Source organism: Ornithinibacter aureus (genome assembly GCF_009858245.1).
In the GTDB taxonomy this organism is placed as follows: Bacteria; Actinomycetota; Actinomycetes; order Actinomycetales; family Dermatophilaceae; genus Fodinibacter; species Fodinibacter aureus.
In genome coordinates this window covers 1,862,188-1,877,593 of record NZ_VMSB01000001.1, presented here as the reverse complement: position 1 = coordinate 1,877,593, position 15,406 = coordinate 1,862,188, and the positions used below count along the sequence as shown (strand labels likewise).

The 15,406-nt window shown below is 71.5% G+C and carries 17 protein-coding genes; 9 read left to right on the top strand and 8 right to left on the bottom strand.

Translation table 11 applies throughout. The features are described from left to right. The first annotated feature begins 46 nt into the window (after window positions 1–46). Window positions 47–1,459, top strand: a complete 1,413-nt coding sequence (locus tag C8E84_RS08895) for a L,D-transpeptidase (protein ID WP_159901372.1) — start codon at window positions 47–49, stop codon at window positions 1,457–1,459. 15 nt (window positions 1,460–1,474) lie between these two features. Here C8E84_RS08895 and C8E84_RS08890 read toward each other — a convergent pair whose 3' ends face one another. Both C8E84_RS08890 and C8E84_RS08885 read right to left on the bottom strand, forming a co-directional pair. Continuing rightward, complete coding sequence (locus C8E84_RS08890; protein WP_159901370.1) at window positions 1,475–2,035, bottom strand: NYN domain-containing protein; 561 nt, start codon at window positions 2,033–2,035, stop codon at window positions 1,475–1,477. A gap of 90 nt (window positions 2,036–2,125) precedes the next feature. Then, complete coding sequence (locus tag C8E84_RS08885) at window positions 2,126–2,671, bottom strand: YceI family protein (protein ID WP_159901368.1); 546 nt, start codon at window positions 2,669–2,671, stop codon at window positions 2,126–2,128. A 238-nt stretch (window positions 2,672–2,909) separates the two neighbouring features. Between C8E84_RS08885 and C8E84_RS08880 the strand changes: the two genes are divergently transcribed. The 8 genes from C8E84_RS08880 (at window position 2,910) to C8E84_RS08845 (ending at window position 9,977) form a co-directional block, all read left to right on the top strand. Next, window positions 2,910–3,440: a MarR family winged helix-turn-helix transcriptional regulator gene (locus tag C8E84_RS08880; protein ID WP_159901366.1), complete on the top strand. Its 531-nt coding sequence runs from the start codon at window positions 2,910–2,912 to the stop codon at window positions 3,438–3,440. Between the two features lie 69 nt (window positions 3,441–3,509). Beyond that, complete coding sequence (gene hemL / locus C8E84_RS08875; protein ID WP_159901364.1) at window positions 3,510–4,871, top strand: glutamate-1-semialdehyde 2,1-aminomutase; 1,362 nt, start codon at window positions 3,510–3,512, stop codon at window positions 4,869–4,871. Window positions 4,872–4,959: 88 nt separating this feature from the next. Then, on the top strand, window positions 4,960–5,658 hold the full coding sequence (locus C8E84_RS08870) for a histidine phosphatase family protein (protein WP_159901362.1): 699 nt from the start codon (window positions 4,960–4,962) through the stop codon (window positions 5,656–5,658). Beyond that, window positions 5,655–6,278, top strand: a complete 624-nt coding sequence (locus C8E84_RS08865; protein WP_159901360.1) for a TlpA family protein disulfide reductase — start codon at window positions 5,655–5,657, stop codon at window positions 6,276–6,278. The genes C8E84_RS08870 and C8E84_RS08865 overlap by 4 nt, the downstream gene beginning before the upstream one ends. A 38-nt stretch (window positions 6,279–6,316) precedes the next feature. Continuing rightward, the gene (locus C8E84_RS08860) at window positions 6,317–7,015 is read left to right on the top strand and encodes a cytochrome c biogenesis CcdA family protein (RefSeq protein ID WP_159904657.1); all 699 of its coding nucleotides are present in this window, start codon (window positions 6,317–6,319) and stop codon (window positions 7,013–7,015) included. Next, window positions 7,012–8,607: a cytochrome c biogenesis protein ResB gene (gene resB / locus C8E84_RS08855; RefSeq protein WP_246196860.1), complete on the top strand. Its 1,596-nt coding sequence runs from the start codon at window positions 7,012–7,014 to the stop codon at window positions 8,605–8,607. The genes C8E84_RS08860 and resB overlap by 4 nt, the downstream gene beginning before the upstream one ends. Further along, window positions 8,604–9,668: a c-type cytochrome biogenesis protein CcsB gene (gene ccsB / locus C8E84_RS08850; RefSeq protein WP_159901358.1), complete on the top strand. Its 1,065-nt coding sequence runs from the start codon at window positions 8,604–8,606 to the stop codon at window positions 9,666–9,668. Before resB ends, ccsB begins: the two co-directional genes overlap by 4 nt. A gap of 6 nt (window positions 9,669–9,674) precedes the next feature. Further along, window positions 9,675–9,977 (top strand): DUF4229 domain-containing protein, encoded by a 303-nt coding sequence (locus C8E84_RS08845; RefSeq protein WP_159901356.1) that lies wholly within the window; start codon window positions 9,675–9,677, stop codon window positions 9,975–9,977. Window positions 9,978–10,067: 90 nt separating this feature from the next. Here C8E84_RS08845 and C8E84_RS08840 read toward each other — a convergent pair whose 3' ends face one another. The 6 genes from C8E84_RS08840 to C8E84_RS08815 form a co-directional block, all read right to left on the bottom strand. Further along, window positions 10,068–10,955 (bottom strand): 1,4-dihydroxy-2-naphthoate polyprenyltransferase, encoded by an 888-nt coding sequence (locus tag C8E84_RS08840; protein ID WP_159901354.1) that lies wholly within the window; start codon window positions 10,953–10,955, stop codon window positions 10,068–10,070. An 8-nt stretch (window positions 10,956–10,963) separates the two neighbouring features. Then, window positions 10,964–11,218 carry a PLD nuclease N-terminal domain-containing protein gene (locus tag C8E84_RS08835; RefSeq protein WP_159901352.1) on the bottom strand — a complete coding sequence of 85 codons (255 nt, stop codon included), beginning with the start codon at window positions 11,216–11,218 and terminating at the stop codon, window positions 10,964–10,966. 7 nt (window positions 11,219–11,225) lie between these two features. Beyond that, on the bottom strand, window positions 11,226–12,419 hold the full coding sequence (gene menE / locus C8E84_RS08830; RefSeq protein ID WP_159901350.1) for an o-succinylbenzoate--CoA ligase: 1,194 nt from the start codon (window positions 12,417–12,419) through the stop codon (window positions 11,226–11,228). Window positions 12,420–12,445: 26 nt separating this feature from the next. Continuing rightward, complete coding sequence (locus tag C8E84_RS08825) at window positions 12,446–12,724, bottom strand: sensor histidine kinase (protein WP_159901348.1); 279 nt, start codon at window positions 12,722–12,724, stop codon at window positions 12,446–12,448. Window positions 12,725–12,862: 138 nt separating this feature from the next. Next, window positions 12,863–13,843, bottom strand: a complete 981-nt coding sequence (locus C8E84_RS08820) for a Crp/Fnr family transcriptional regulator (protein WP_159901346.1) — start codon at window positions 13,841–13,843, stop codon at window positions 12,863–12,865. Window positions 13,844–13,916: 73 nt separating this feature from the next. Continuing rightward, complete coding sequence (locus tag C8E84_RS08815) at window positions 13,917–15,377, bottom strand: response regulator (RefSeq protein ID WP_246196859.1); 1,461 nt, start codon at window positions 15,375–15,377, stop codon at window positions 13,917–13,919. Window positions 15,378–15,406: the final 29 nt, after the last annotated feature.

Here is a 15,406-nt window from a genome sequence, read left to right as displayed (position 1 = left end):
GCGCATTTCGTGCGCCGGCGGGATGCAGATGCGGAGCGAAACGAGCATGACCGGGCGTAAGAAGGTGCTGCTCGGCGGCGTGGCGGGGCTCGCGGTGGTGCTCGGGGGTGCAGGCACGGCGTATGCCGCCCACTTCCAGGACCGCGCCCTCCCGGGCAGCACGGTGGCGGGCCAGTCCGTGGCCGGGCTCTCGCGCGATGAGGTGGCGGCCGCGGTGCGTGAGCGCGCCGACGACGTCGAGGTGACGCTGGAGGCCGGCGAGGCGACCCGCACGGCATCCCTGGCCGACCTGGGCTACGCGGTCGACGTCGACGCGACGGTCGACGCCGTCTTCGCCAACCGCACCTGGTCGACGTACGCCACGTCCCTGATGTCCAGCCGCGAGGTCGACGCCGTCGTGACCACCGACCCCGCTGCGACCGACGTGGTCATCGCCGACCTCGTCAAGGACTCCGGTGGCATCGGCGTCGACGCCACGGTGACGCTCGCCAAGGACAAGAAGTCGTTCGTCGTCGTCCCGGCCGTCGCCGGCAAGACCGTCGTCGAGAGCACCTTCCAGGATGCCGTGGGAGCGGCGGCGCGTGACCTCACCTCGGCGAGCACCGTCGTCGAGTTCACCGAGGCCGTGCCCGACGTGACCACCGATGAGGCGCAGGCCGTGGCGGACAAGGCCAATGCGCTGGCCAAGACCCCCGTGGCGGTCTCCGACGGTGAGGACACGCACAAGGCGTCCGTGGCGCGCAAGGTCTCGTGGATCAGCATCCCGGTCACCGACGGGGCGCTGGGTGAGCCGACGATCAGGGCCGACAAGGTCAAGGCGTGGGCGGCCAAGCTGGCCAAGGAGGCCAAGGTCGAGCCACGCGCGGGTCTGCGCAACGTGACCCAGTCCGGTGACGTCAAGACCGTGGTGACCAAGGCTCGCGACGGCAAGGAGGTCTCCAACGCCGATGCGCTCGCCACGGCTGCGGTGGCCGCCCTGTCCGGGGGCAAGGCCTACGAGGGCACCTTCGACTACAAGACCACCAAGGCCACGTGGAAGGAGCGGACCATCGCGGACGGCGCCGAGCGCCTCGCGTACCCCGCGGCCCCGGGCGAGAAGTGGATCGACGTCAACCTCAGCCGGCACACCATGACGGCCTACATCGGGGCGAAGGCCGTCTACGGCCCGATCGCCATGGTCGATGGGCAGGCCGAGAAGCCGACCGTGCGCGGCACGTTCAAGGTCTACTACAAGCGCGAGCTGATGACGATGCGCGGCAACAACGCGGATGGCACGCGCTACGAGACGCCCAACGTGCCGTGGAGCTCGTTCTTCCACGAGGGCTTCGCCCTGCACGGAGCGCCCTGGCGGTCATCGTTCGGCTACTCCGCGTCACACGGCTGCGTCAACCTGCCGGTCGGGGTCGCGAAGTGGGTCTACGACTTCGCCCCCATCGGCACCCCGGTCGTCTCCCACTGACCCCGGCAGGGCCGGTCAGAGGAACTGGGCCGGGTCGAACTCGTCGATGGCGATGACCCGCACGCGCGGGAGCCGCTCGTTGAAGGCCATGACGTCGTACTCGAGGTCGAAGGTCTCCAGCCCGAGCTCGACGAGCTGGTTGAACGCGTGGTTGCGGAACTCCACGAATCCGACGAGGCCCACGCGGCGCCCGTCGAGCAGCTCGCCGACCTCCTCGACGAAGTCACCGTCGTTGCTGACGAGGACGACGTCGGCCTCGCGCGTGCGCAGCTCGGTCAGCGTGCGCTGGATGGCGATGTCGACGACCTTCTGCCCCGGTGCGCCTGACAGCGGGATGGGGCGGTAGCCGATGGCGAGCAGGGCCTGCACGAACGTCATGGGCAGCTCGGAGTTGGCCGCGAGGAAGAACAGGCCCTGAGCAGGCTGGTCCCACTGATCGCGCGCGAACTGCAGCAGCCGCTCCCACCGGGGACGCTCCTCCGGGCGCGGTCGGCGGCCGAGGATCGAGGTGCCCAGCGTGGCGTCGATGTTCTCGCCGTCGACGAGCAGGTAGGTGGTGCGCGCTGCGTCAGCCATGGGCTCACCCTAGACGCAGCATCACGGGCGACTCATGGCGAACGGCCCACCTCGTCCGAGGTAGGCCGTTCGCCATGAGTCGGGTGTGGCTCAGGCCTGCTTGCCGAGCTCCACGTCGATGACGAGCGTGATCTTCTCGGAGACGAGCACGCCACCCTTCTCGAGGGCCGCGTTCCAGGTCAGGCCCCAGTCGGTGCGGTTGAGCTCGCCCTTGGCCTCGAAGCCGGCCTTGTCGTTGCCCCACGGGTCGGTCGCGACACCGTTGAACTCGACGTCGAGGGTCACGGGCTTGGTGACGCCCTTGATCGTCAGGTCCCCGACGAGGGTGGAACCATCGAACGAGGTGCTGACGAAGGTCATCTCCGGGTAGGTCTCGGAGTCGAAGAAGTCGGCGCTGCGCAGGTGGGCGTCGCGGTCGGCGGTGCCCGTGTCGACGGATGCCGTCTTGATGGTCACGTTCGCGACGCTGTCAGCGAGCTGCTCGGCCACCTCGACGGTGCCGGCGAACTCGGTGAACTTGCCGCGGACCTTGGCCACCATGAGGTGGCGGGCGATGAAACCCACCTCGGCGTGGGTGGGGTCGATGCTCCAGGTGCCGGGGGTGAGGCCGTCCAGGGTGGTGCGCGCGTTGCTCATGAAGTCTCCTTTGTCGTGGCCTAGCACTCGCTAGTTGTCTCTTCAACCAAACCGGCCGCGGCATCCATTCCCGTGTCTCGCCATGTGAGACACTGTGATGGACGTGCATCTCAGGTCGTTCTCAGGAGGGACGTCTGTGCAGATGGCCACATGGATCGGAGCACCCACGGATATCTGCAGTCCCGTGCCACGATGGGCGAGTTCGGTGAACCGGGGAGGCGCGATGAGTGGGTCAGTGATGGCAGGAGTGACGTCAGCCGACGACACGGGTGGTGTTGACGGCGAGCCTGGGGTCCGGTGGCTCAGCCACGAGGAGCAGATCGCCTGGCGCGCCTACCTGCGCGCCTCTCGTGAGCTCACGGTGGCGTTCGAGCGTGACCTCCAGGACGTCGGGATCAGCCTGCCCGAGTACGAGCTGATGTCGATGCTCTCCGAGGCACCCGACGCGCAGATGCGGATGTCGACGCTGGCGTCCCTCATCGTGCAGTCCCGCAGCCGCGTGACCCACACGGCCGCCCGGCTCGAGCGTCGCGGCTGGGTGCGCCGAACGCCGGCCCCCGACGACGGCCGTGGGGTGCTGCTGCGCCTCACCGAGGGCGGGCGGGTCGCGCTCGACTCCTTCGCCGTCGTCCACATCGCGAGCGTCCGGCGCCATCTCATCGACGTGCTGACTGCCGAGCAGTTAGCCACCCTGGGTGCCACGATGCAGATCGTGCGCGACGCCTACGCCGCCGACCCGACCATGCGCGGCGCCGTCACCATCGCCTGACCCGTCGGTCCGAGACCTCGCCCGACCCTGGCCGAGGCCGGGCAACCAGGGGTGTCGGACAATGGTGGGGTGAGCCCTGACCCGACACCCCACGCCAGCCGCACCGCGACCAGCGCGTCCACCGCGAGCGACGCCCCGGCATCCGCCGCCCTCCTCGAGCGCGCCCGCGCCGTCACCCCCGGCGGGGTCAACTCCCCGGTGCGCGCCTTCCGCGCGGTCGGTGGCACCCCCCGGTTCATGGCGAGCGGGCGCGGCCCGTACCTCACCGACGTCGACGGCCGCGAGTACGTGGACCTCGTGTGCAGCTGGGGGCCGATGATCCTCGGTCACGCGCACCCCGCCGTGCTGGATGCCGTCCGCTCGGCCGCCGCTCGCGGGTTCAGCTTCGGCACCCCCTCGGAGAACGAGGTGCTGCTCGCCGAGGAGATCGTCGCCCGCGTCGACCCCGTGCAGCAGGTGCGCCTGGTCTCCAGCGGCACCGAGGCGACCATGAGCGCCATCCGCCTCGCCCGCGGCTTCACGGGCCGCAGCCTGGTCGTGAAGTTCGCCGGGCACTACCACGGCCACGTCGACTCGCTGCTGGTCAGCGCCGGCTCGGGGCTGGCCACGTTCGCGCTGCCGGACTCGGCCGGGGTGCCCGCCGAGATGGCCGCCGAGACCCTCGTCCTGCCCTACAACGACGTCGACGCGCTCGAGGCCGTCTTCGCCGCCCGGGGCAGCGAGATCGCTTGCCTCGTCACCGAGGCCGCGGCCGGCAACATGGGCGTCGTCCCCCCGGACCCGGGGTTCACGCAGGCCCTGCGCCGGGTGACGGCCGAGCACGGCGCGCTGTTGGTGTCGGACGAGGTGATGACCGGGTTCCGCGTCAGTCGCGCCGGCTGGTGGGGTCACGAAGGGCTCGACCTGGCGCCCGACCTCATGACGTTCGGCAAGGTCATGGGTGGGGGCTTTCCCGCTGCAGCGTTCGGCGGCCGGGCCGACGTCATGGCCCTGCTCGCCCCCGACGGGCCGGTCTACCAGGCGGGCACCCTCTCCGGGAACCCCGTCGCCACGGCGGCCGGGCTGGCCACGCTGCGCGCCTGCGACGACGCGCTCTACGCCCGCCTGCGTGAGGTGTCGAGCGCGATCGCCGCCGCGGCATCCGATGCCCTGAGCGCGGCCGGGGTGCCCCACCGCGTCCAGTGGGCGGGCTCGATGTTCTCCGTCTTCTTCCGCGAGGGGGCGGTGCGCACCTACGACGACGCGCGCCAGCAGGACGCCGCGGCCTTCGGCCGCTTCTTCCACGCCATGCTGGATGCCGGGGTGTACCTGCCGCCGAGCGCCTTCGAGTCGTGGTTCGTCTCCGGGGCGCACGACGACGCAGCCGTCGAGCGGGTGCTGGCAGCGCTGCCGGGGGCCGCTGCGGCCGCGGCCGACACCGGGCGCGGCTGACCCTCGTCGAACCCGGCCGGCGGCGCGGCCGACCCGCGTCGCCGGTCGGGTGCAAGGGCACCCAGCCGGGTTTGCGACAATCGGCGGTATGTCGACCTTTCCCCGTGCACCTGGCGGCCCCGGCGGGGCCGGGCCCACCGGTGACGAGCCGCAGCGCACGGTCGTCCACCTCCTGCGGCACGGTGAGGTCCACAACCCCGGCCGGGTGCTCTACGGGCGGTTGCCCGGCTACCACCTGTCCGAGCTGGGGCGGCACATGGCCGAGCTGGCGGCCGAGCACCTCGGCGACCACGACATCACCCACGTCGTGTCCAGCCCGCTCGAGCGGGCGCGGGAGACCGCGGCCCCGATCGCGCAGGGCCACGAGCTGGAGATCACCATCGACGACCGGGTCATCGAGGCGGACAACGCCTTCGAGGGCCTGCCGGTCGCCGGGGGAGCGGGTCTGCTCAAGCACCCGCGCCTGTACCCGAAGTTCCTCAACCCGTTACGGCCCTCATGGGGTGAGCCGTACGTCGAGATCGTCGAGCGGATGCGCCTGGCGATCATCGACGCCCGGGCTGCGGCCCGCGGGCACGAAGCGGTCATCGTCAGCCACCAGGCGCCGATCTGGATGATCCGCCTCGCCACCGAGGGCCGCCCGCTGTGGCACAACCCGGCCAGGCGCGAGTGCTCCCTGGCGTCGCTCACCTCGCTGACGTTCCTCGGCGACGAGCTGCTGTCGCTCTCCTACAGCGAGCCGGCCGCATCGCTGCTCGCTCAGGCCCAGCCCGGGGCGGGCGCATGAGCGGCAGACCCCTCGCCCGGTGGGCCGGGTGGGTGGCTGCGGCCACCCTGCTGCTCGGCACGGCCGCGTGCACGAGCGACCCGAACTCGGTGGCCGAACAGGCCAAGGCCGGCGACCAGAAGGGCTACGTCTCCGGTGACGGTGCCGTCGAGACGATCCCCGCGGCAGACCGGGCCGAACCGGTCCAGCTCTCCGGCCGGCTGCTCGACGGCGCCGACTGGTCGAGCGACTCCGCCCGCGGCGAGGTGCTCGTCCTCAACGTCTGGGGTTCGTGGTGCGCGCCCTGCGTCGCCGAGGCCCCGGAGCTCCAGCAGGTGTGGTCCGAGTTCGACGCCGCCGACGCGCCGGTGCAGTTCATGGGCATCAACTTCCGTGAGGATCCCGCGCGAGGGGCGGCGTTCGAGAAGAAGGCCGGCATCACCTACCCGAGCCTGACCGACGAGTCCGGGGTGTTGATCCTCGAGCTCCAGGGCAAGGCCCCCACGGTGCCGACCACCCTCGTGCTCGACCGCGACGGACGCATCGCCTCGCGCGTCAACGGCCCCGTGTCGGCCAGCACGTTGCGGGCACTGGTCGAGGATGCCGTTGCCGAGTCGAGCCCGACCGCCTCACCATCGTGACCGGCGAGAGCGTGACGTCGGGCGCGCTGCCGCTGGCGATGGCCGTGGCCGTGCTGGCCGGGTTGGTGTCGTTCGCCAGCCCGTGCGTGCTGCCCCTCGTGCCGGGCTTCCTCGGCTACGTCACCGGCCTGACCGGTGAACCGCTCGCGCAGCGCTCACGCAGCCGCCTGGTCACCGGGGCGCTGCTCTTCGTGCTCGGCTTCACCCTCGTCTTCGTGCTCGGCGCGATCTTCGTGACCTCGGCGGGCCGGGCGCTCATCGAGCACCGGGTGCTCCTCATGCGCCTCGGCGGAGTCGTCGTCATCGTCATGGGGCTGGTCTTCCTCGGGGTGGGCGGTCAGCGCGAGGCCAAGATCGCGTGGCGGCCCAAGGCAGGGCTGGCCGGGGCGCCGTTGCTCGGGGCCGTCTTCGCCCTCGGCTGGGCTCCGTGCACGGGCCCGACCCTGGCCGCGGTGCTCGTCATGGCCAGCGCGACCGCCGACCCGCAGGTGGCGCGCAGCGTCACCCTCGCCACGGCATACGGGCTGGGCCTCGGGCTGCCGTTCATCCTCATCGCTGCCGGACTGGACCGCGCCGGGCGCGCCTCGGGGTGGCTGCGGCGGCGCCAGCGCACCATTCAGGTCGTCGGGGGCGTGATGCTCGTGCTCGTCGGGCTGCTCATGGTCACCGGGTTGTGGGGCGACCTCAACACGTGGATCCAGAGCGAGCTCGTGATCGGTTTCGAGGTGGCGGTGTGAGCACCGAGACGAAAGCCAGGACCAGCGCCACCAGTGGCGGCTCGGGGACCGGCGCCGGCATCGCCCAGCCGCGGCTCGGCCCGATCGGCTGGCTGCGCTGGATGTGGCGCCAGCTGACGAGCATGCGCACCGCGCTGTTCCTGCTCCTCCTGCTCGCCATCGGCGCGATCCCGGGGTCGACCTTCCCGCAACGCTCGATCGACCCCGCCCGCACCGCCCAGTACATCACCGACCACCCCGGCATCGGCCCGGTGCTCGACCGGCTCGGGTTCTTCGAGGTCTACTCCTCGCCGTGGTTCGCGGCCATCTACATCCTGCTGTTCATCTCCCTCATCGGCTGTGTCCTGCCGCGCACGAAGATCCTCTGGCACCAGGTGCGTTCGGCCCCGCCGAAGGCTCCTCGCCGCCTCAGCCGCCTCGCCGCCCACGACGAAGTCGAGGTCGACGGCGACCCCGAGGAGGTCCGTGAGGCGCTGCGGGCAGCGCTGCGCCGCCGCCGCTACCGGGTGCACGCCCACGACGACCAGACCCTCTCGGCGGAGAAGGGGTACCTGCGCGAGGCGGGCAACCTGCTCTTCCACATCGCTCTCATCGGTGTGCTCATCGGGGTCGCCTGGGGTCACCTGTTGGGCTGGAAGGGTGACGTGATCCTGCCCGTCGGCAAGACCTTCGCCAACACGTTGTCCCGCTACGACACCTTCAGCCCGGGGCCCTGGGTCGACGTCAACGCCCTCGAGCCGTTCACCCTTCGCCTCGATGCGATGCGGGTGGAGTTCGAGACCGACGCCCAGGGCAGGGGCCAGTTCGGGGCGCCGCGCGACTTCGAGGCGACGACGACGTTCACCGATGCCCAGGGCACGAGCGAGCAGCGGTCGATCCGGGTGAACCACCCCCTGGAGACCGGCAACGGCACGGTGTTCCTCCTCGGCAACGGCTACGCCCCGAAGATCACCGTGCGCGACGGCGAGGGCACGATCATCTACAGCGACGCCACGCCGTTCCTGCCGCAGGACAACTTCTACACCTCCGTCGGTGCCGTCAAGGTGCCCGGGGCGACGCCGAAGCAGCTCGGCTTCGCCGGGTTCTTCCTGCCGACCGGGATCATCGACGACCAGGGCCCGCGCTCGCTCTTCCCCGACGCCCTCGACCCCCAGCTGGCGCTCACGGCCTTCGAGGGCGAGCTCTTCCCGAGCGGGCGGCCGCAGTCGGTCTACTCCCTCGACACCGAGGCCATGGAGGCCATCCCGGCGGCCGACGGCACCGACCAGCTGCGCATCCTGCTGCGGCCGGGGCAGACCTTCGAGCTGCCGGAGGGGCGTGGGTCGATCACCTTCGACGGGGTCGAGCGCTTCGCCGGCCTGTCGATCCGCACCGATCCCGGCAAGAGCCTCACCCTCGTCGCCGCGCTCGCCAGCCTGGCCGGGCTCGTGGCCTCCCTGGTCATCCGCCGTCGAAGGGTGTTCGTGCGGGTTGGGCCGGGGGAGGGGCACAGTCGTACGCTGGTTTCCGTCGGAGGCCTCGCCAAGGACGACGACGACGGGATGCCCGCCGAGATCGAGCATCTCCTGACCGCACTCGAAGGACGCCGATGACCGACCAGGACCTCGCCCAGCTGTCGAACACGGCCATCTACTCCGCGATGGTGGTGCTCACCCTCGCGATGCTGGCCTACGCCGTATACCTCGCGCGCCTCGCCCCCACGCGTGGTGAGCAGGCCGGCACGGATGCCGTCGAGAGCCGTGACGGGGCACGCGAGCTCGTCGGGGCCGACGGTCGCGCCGTCGCCACGGGGTCGGCCGCCGAGGTGTCGGATGCCGTGGCGCGCGATGGTGCGCCGACCGCGGGAGGTGGGCGGACGGCATCCGGCACGACGTCGGACCGTGGGCGCGAGAGCGAGCCGCTGGCGGCCCGCAAGGCGGCCGGAATCGGGTGGATGCTGACCCTGCTCGCCACCGCGCTCGTCGTCGCGGGTGTGGTGCTGCGCGCGCTCGAGGTGCACCGGTGGCCGCTCGGCAACATGTACGAGTTCGCGATCGTCGGGGCGGTGTTCGTGCTGGTGTCGTACTGCGCGTGGGCGCTGCGGCGGGACCTGCGCTGGCTCGGCCTGTTCGTCGTCACCCCCGTGCTGCTCAACCTCGGGCTGGCCATCACCGTCTGGTACACCGACGCGTCCGAGCTCATGCCGTCGCTGCGCTCGGTGTGGCTGGCCATCCACGTCGCGGTCGCGACCCTGTCGGTGGCGGTGTTCACCATCGGGTTCTCGCTCGGCATCCTCTACCTCGTGCAGGACAGGCTGCAGTCCGACCCGAGGGGCACGCGCAGCTTCATGGACCGCCTGCCCGACGCGCGCGCGCTGGAGCGGCTGACCTACGCGGTGCACATCGTGGCCTTCCCGCTGTGGACGTTCACCGTCATCGCCGGAGCGATCTGGGCCCGTCAGGCGTGGGGCTCCTACTGGAACTGGGACCCCAAGGAGGTCTGGAGCTTCGTCATCTGGGTCGTCTACGCCGCGTACCTGCACGCCCGCGCGACGACCGGGTGGAAGCGCCAGAACGCCGTGTGGATCGCGCTGGCCGGGTACGGCGGCATCATCATCAACTTCGCCGTGGTCAACGTGTTCTTCGTCGGCCAGCACTCCTACTCCGGGTTGTGATCTGACGTGCTTCGGTACACCGTCCTGCGCCTGCTCGTCTTCTTCGGCGTGCTGTCCGCGCTCTGGCTGCTCGGGCTGCGCGGCCAGGAGAACATGCTCCTGCTCGTCGCCGGTGCGGCCCTGCTCTCGGCCGTCATCTCGTACTTCGGCCTGCGCCGCTTCCGGGAGGACTACTCGGCGCAGCTCGCCCAGAAGATCGAGCAGCGGATGGAGGCCAAGCAGGCCAAGCAGGCGGCTGCCGGGGCCGGCTCGACCGATGAGGATGCCGAGGACGCCGAGGCCGCGCGCGGGGACGACACCTTCCGCTGAACGGCTGACCCCGCACTTATTGCACTGCAGCCACCTGACCCGGATCCGGGGCAGGTGGCTGCAGTGCAATAAGTCGCTGGTGGGTGGGGATCAGGTGGCGATCGCGACGCCGATGACGACACCGAGGGCGATGAGCACGGCATACGCCACCTCGTAGAGCCCCGTGGCGGCGAGCACCGGGATCAGCTCACGCCCGGTCGTCCCAGCCCGCACGGTCTGCACGGCCTTCCACCCCAGCGGCGCGACGAGCAGACCGAGCAGCGCCCACGGCTCGAACCACGCCATGCCGAGCACCGCGAGAACGGATGCCGTGAGCAGCGCGACGTACAGGGTGCGCGTTCGCGTGTCCCCGAGTCGCACCGCGAGGGTGCGCTTGCCGTGCTCGATGTCGGTCGGGATGTCGCGCAGGTTGTTGGCCACGAGGATCGCCGACGCCAGCGCGCCGACCCCGATGGCGCCGATCACACCGAACCAGGACACGGCATCCGCCTGCGTGTACAGCGTGCCGAGCGTGGCCATCAGACCGAAGAAGACGAAGACGTAGACCTCACCGAGGCCGCGGTAGCCGTAGGGGTTGTCGCCGCCGGTGTAGCGCCAGGCCGCGAGCACCGAGAGGGCACCGAGCGGCAGCATGATCCACGCCTCGCTGAGGCCGACGAGGGCCAGGCCTGCCATGGCCGCGGCGCCGAAGCTCAGCATCGCCGCCGCCTTGACGTTTGCCGGGGCCGCCAGACGCTGGCCCACGAGGCGCACCGGGCCGACCCGGGCCTCGTCGGTGCCGCGGATGCCGTCGGAGTAGTCGTTCGCGTAGTTCACCCCGACCTGCAGCGAGAGGGCGACGAGGAGGGCGAGGATCGCCAGCGCCAGGTCGCCGCGCCCGAGAAGGTGGGCGGCAGCGGTTCCGAGGATGACGGGGGCGATGGCGGCAGGCAGGGTGCGCGGGCGGGCACCAGCCACCCACTGGTTCAGGGATGCCATGAGGGTGTTCAGAGGTCCTTGAGGAAGTCGGGGTCGTCGTCCGGGCCGCGCGGGCGGCGCTGCTGGGGGATGCCGGGAGCGCCCTTGCGAGGCCGGCCGGCGATCAGCCAGGCCACCGGCCCGATGAAGGGAAGAAGCAGGATGACGATCAGCCACGCGATCTTGGGCAGGTTGCGGGCAGCCCCGTCCCGGGTCTGGATCGCGTCCACCACGCAGTAGACCGTGAGCGCGAGGCTGAGGAGGACGGGGAGGTAACGCAGCACCGCTCCATCATCCCATGGTGAACAGGGCCGCCACCGCGCGGCGGTCCGGCTTGCCGGGGCCCCGTGTCGGCAGGTCGGTGACGCGGCGAGCGCGCCGGGGGAGGGCGTGGTCGGGGACGAGATCGCGCAGGTACGCCCGCAGGTCGTCGGCGGTGACGTCGTGCAGGGCACCCGGCTCGAGCACGAACAGCGCGCACACCGCCTCCCCCCACTCGCGGTCGGGGGCGCCGACGACGACGACGTCGCGGATGCCGGGAACGTGCTCCAGGATCGCCTCCTCGACCAGGCGCGGGGCGACCTTGAGCCCTCCGGTGTTGATCAGGTCGTCGAGTCGCCCGTCGACGTGGAGGCGGCCGCGGTCGTCGACGTGCCCGACGTCGTCGGTGCGGAACCACCGGATGCCGTCCTCGTCGGTTCCGAACGTCGCGCGCGTGAGGTCGGGGAGGCCGAGGTAGCCGTGGGCGATCGTCGGGCCGCCGAGCAGGATGCGACCCTCCTCGTCGAGCTCGACCTCGGTGCGGGGCAGGGCCACGCCGTCGTAGACACACCCGCCCGCGGTCTCGCTCATGCCGTAGGTCGCGACGAGGTGCACTCGAGCCCGCTCGGCTCGGGCGCGCAGTCGGGGTGGCATCGCGGCGCCACCGACGAGCACCGCGTCGAACGTGCGCAGTGCGTCGGCGCCACCGGGGTGGTCGAGCAGACGGACCACCTGGGTCGGCACGAGGCTGGTGTACCTGCGGGCGCCGGGTGTGAAGCCTTCGGCGGCCGTGACGAAGGACTGGGGGCGGAAGCCGTCGGTGAGGTCCATCGCGAGGGGCGACGTTCCGGCATCCAGGGATCGCAGCAGCACCTGCAGGCCCGCGATGTGGTGGGCGGGGATGGCGAGCAGCCACTGGCCCGGGCCGCCGAGGGTGTCGTGCGTGGCTCGTGCGCTGGCGCGCAGGGCGGGCGCTGTGAGCATCGCTCGCTTGGGGGTGCCCGTGGAGCCCGACGTGCCGACGACGACCGCGAGCGCGTCGGGAAGGGAGGCTGGGTCGTGGACGGGGACGGGCGGGACCGGCCCGGAGGCGGCGTGCGGCATGACCGGCCGATCCCCGCGCAGGGACTGCTCGAGCAGGGGGAGCAGGGCGAGGGCGGGCACGCCGGTGGGCACGGCCAAGGGCTGGAGCCCGCCTCGGCCCTTGACGCCCTGCTCGATCATGACCGTCATCCCTTCGGGCGTGCGGGTCAGGAGGCGCCCCGGTGGCGCATCGGCAGCCGCACACGCACCAGCGTGCCACCCGGGCCGGACTCGATGGTGATCTCCCCGGAGTGACGTTCGACCACGATGCGTCGCGAGATGTCCAGGCCGAGCCCGGTGCCCTTGCCGACCTCCTTGGTCGTGAAGAAGGGCTCGAAGGCGTGCGCGCGCACCTCGGGTGGCATCCCCGCCCCGGTGTCGGCGACCTCGACGACCACCCGGCCCACGGCATCCGAGCGGGGCGGAGACCCGCAGGGTGCCCTCACCCGACATGGCGTCGATCGCGTTGTCGACGAGGTTGGTCCAGAGCTGGTTCAGCTCACCGGCCATCGCCTCGATGGGGGGCAGCCCCGGCGCGTAGTGCCGCTCCACGCTGATGCCGGTGCCCAGCTTGTGGCCCATCATCACCAGCGTGCTGTCCAACCCCTCCACGAGGTCGGTCTTCTGGAGCGAGGCCCGGTCCATCTGCGAGTAGGACCGAACAGCGGCGACGAGCGTGGAGATCCGGCCGGTCGCCTCCTTGACCTCACCGAGCAGCGCGGCCGTCGAGAGTGACGCGGACACCCACTCCAGGGCGGGGGCGAGGGAGGTGGCAGGCACCCCCCGAGCGAGCTCCTCGCACCATGCGAGGTCGGCGCCTGCTGCCGCGAGGGCGGGAGCGATCTCCCAGTCGCGGTCCACGTCGTGGGCCACGAGCCAGTCGGACAGCTCGTCCTCTCGGTCGGCCAGGTCGAGCGCGGTGAGCGCGGATTCCGTGCCGCTGACCCGTAGCCGCAGCTCGTCCAGGGTGGTGAAGTCCTCGGCCGAGATCCCAGCCCGGGCCAGGTGGACAGAGCCATGAGCAGGGCGGCGGAGGTGCCCTGGAGGCTGTCGACGGCCCGGGTCGCGGCCGACGCCGGGTTGTTCAGCTCGTGGGCGAGGCCTGCCGAGAGGGTGCCTAGCGCCACCAGGGCCTCGCGCTGGCGGGCCGTGGACTCGATCCGGCGCACGGTCTTGACCAGGCCCTCGATGAAGTGCAGCCCGAACGGGAACCACTGCACGGAGAGCCGGTGCAGCTCGGGTGCCTCGAGACGCAGGACCCGTCCGGGGTTCTCTGCCCGGGCCGATGCGACGTAGACCCCGAACTCGTCCCACGCGGCGAAGCCTCCGGCCCACTGGCCGGGGGTCGTCATGTAGCCCAGGACCGACTCCTCGGTGCCCACCTGCTTGATCAGGGCCACCGGGGCCTCGAGCAGGACCCACCAGCAGTCGGCGGGGCGGCCTTCCTGGAACAGCAGCTCGCCGCGGCGCATCACGTGCTCCGTGGACGACGCCAGCAGCGCCGCGAGCTGGTCGTCGTCGAGGCCGTCGAACAGCGTCAGGCCCCGCAGCTCCGCGAGGTCCATCACACGCTCGCGAGGTACTGGTGCACGAGGTGGACCGACATCGCGCCCTCCCCGACAGCCGAGGCGACCCGCTTCATGGAGTCGAGCCGGACGTCACCGGCGGCGAACACCCCGGGCAGGCTCGTCTCGAGGGCGTAGGGGGCCCGGGCCAGCGGCCAGGACGCGGCGTGCACCGCCCGCTGGAGGTCAGGGCCGTGACGAGGAACCCCAAGGCATCGCGCAGCACGGCATCCCCGAGCCAGTCGGTACGGGGAAGTGCGCCGATGAAGACGAACAGCCAGTTGGTGGCCTCGTCGTGCTGGGCTCCGGTGTCGCGGTCGACGAGGGTGACCGACTCGAGGTGCTCGGTGCCGTGGGCGGCGGACACCTCGGTGCGAAAGCGCACCTCGACGTTGTCGGCGGCGGAGATCCGCGCGATGAGGTACTCCGACATCGACGCCTCGAGCGACGTGCCGCGCACGAGCATGACGACCTTGTCCGCGACCTTCGCGAAGTTCAGCACGGCCTGCCCGGCGGAGTTGGCGGCTCCGACGACGTGGACGACCTGCCCTGCCGTCTGGGCGGCCTCGGACGCCGAGGCGCCGTAGTACACACCGCGCGACCCCAGCCCGACGACGTCCTGGGCGAGCACGGTCTCGGCGCCGAACCGCGCGGCCTGGGCAACGGCCCGGTGGGTGAGCTCGGCACCCGAGACCCCCTTGGGGAAGCCGAGGTAGTTCTCGATGGCGGCACTCTGCCCGGCCTGGCCGCCGGGTGCGTCCCGCTCCACGACGACGGTGCGCAGCCCTTCCGACGCGGCGTACACCGCCGCGGCGAGCCCGGCCGGACCGCCACCGACGATGCACAGGTCGTAGAGCGGCTGCTGGGCCCGGGTCCGCAGTCCGAGCGCCTCGGCGAGCTCGACGCTGGTGGGGCTGCGCAGGGACTGGCCCTCGGGGAGCAGCACGAGGGGGAGGTCGGCGGTGTCGACGTCGGCCAGGTCGAGGAGCAGGCGGGCCTCCTCGTCGCGTTCCAGGTCGAGCCACGTGTACGGGATGTGGTTGCGAGCGAGGAACATCTTCACGTCGTAGCTGCGGTCGGACCAGAGGTGCCCGACGACGCGGATGGCACTGCTGGTGTCGGGGTGGTCGGCCCGCCAGGCCGAGAGGAGGTCGTCGACCACGGGGTAGAGCGCGCTGTCGGGCGGTTCCCACCGCTTGACCATGTAGTAGGTGAGGCCGATGTCGTTGATCGCCCTGATGGCGACGTCGGTGTCGGAGTAGGCCGTGAGCAACAGCAGCCTGGTGTCCGGTGAGGTCTCGCGGACCCTGGCCATCAGCTCGATGCCGGTCATGCCCGGCATCCGCTGGTCGGAGACGAGGAGGGCGACCGGTCGGCCGCGCAGGGTGAGCTCTGCGAGGACGCCGAGCGCCTCGTCCCCAGAGGTCGCCCGGACCACCCGGTACTCGGAGCCGTAGCGAGCCTGGAGGTCGCGCACGATCGCGCGAGCCACCTGGGGGTCGTCATCGACCGCGAGGATCGTGGCCCTGGCCATGGCTGCTCCTTCGACGGGGTGGCAGACGT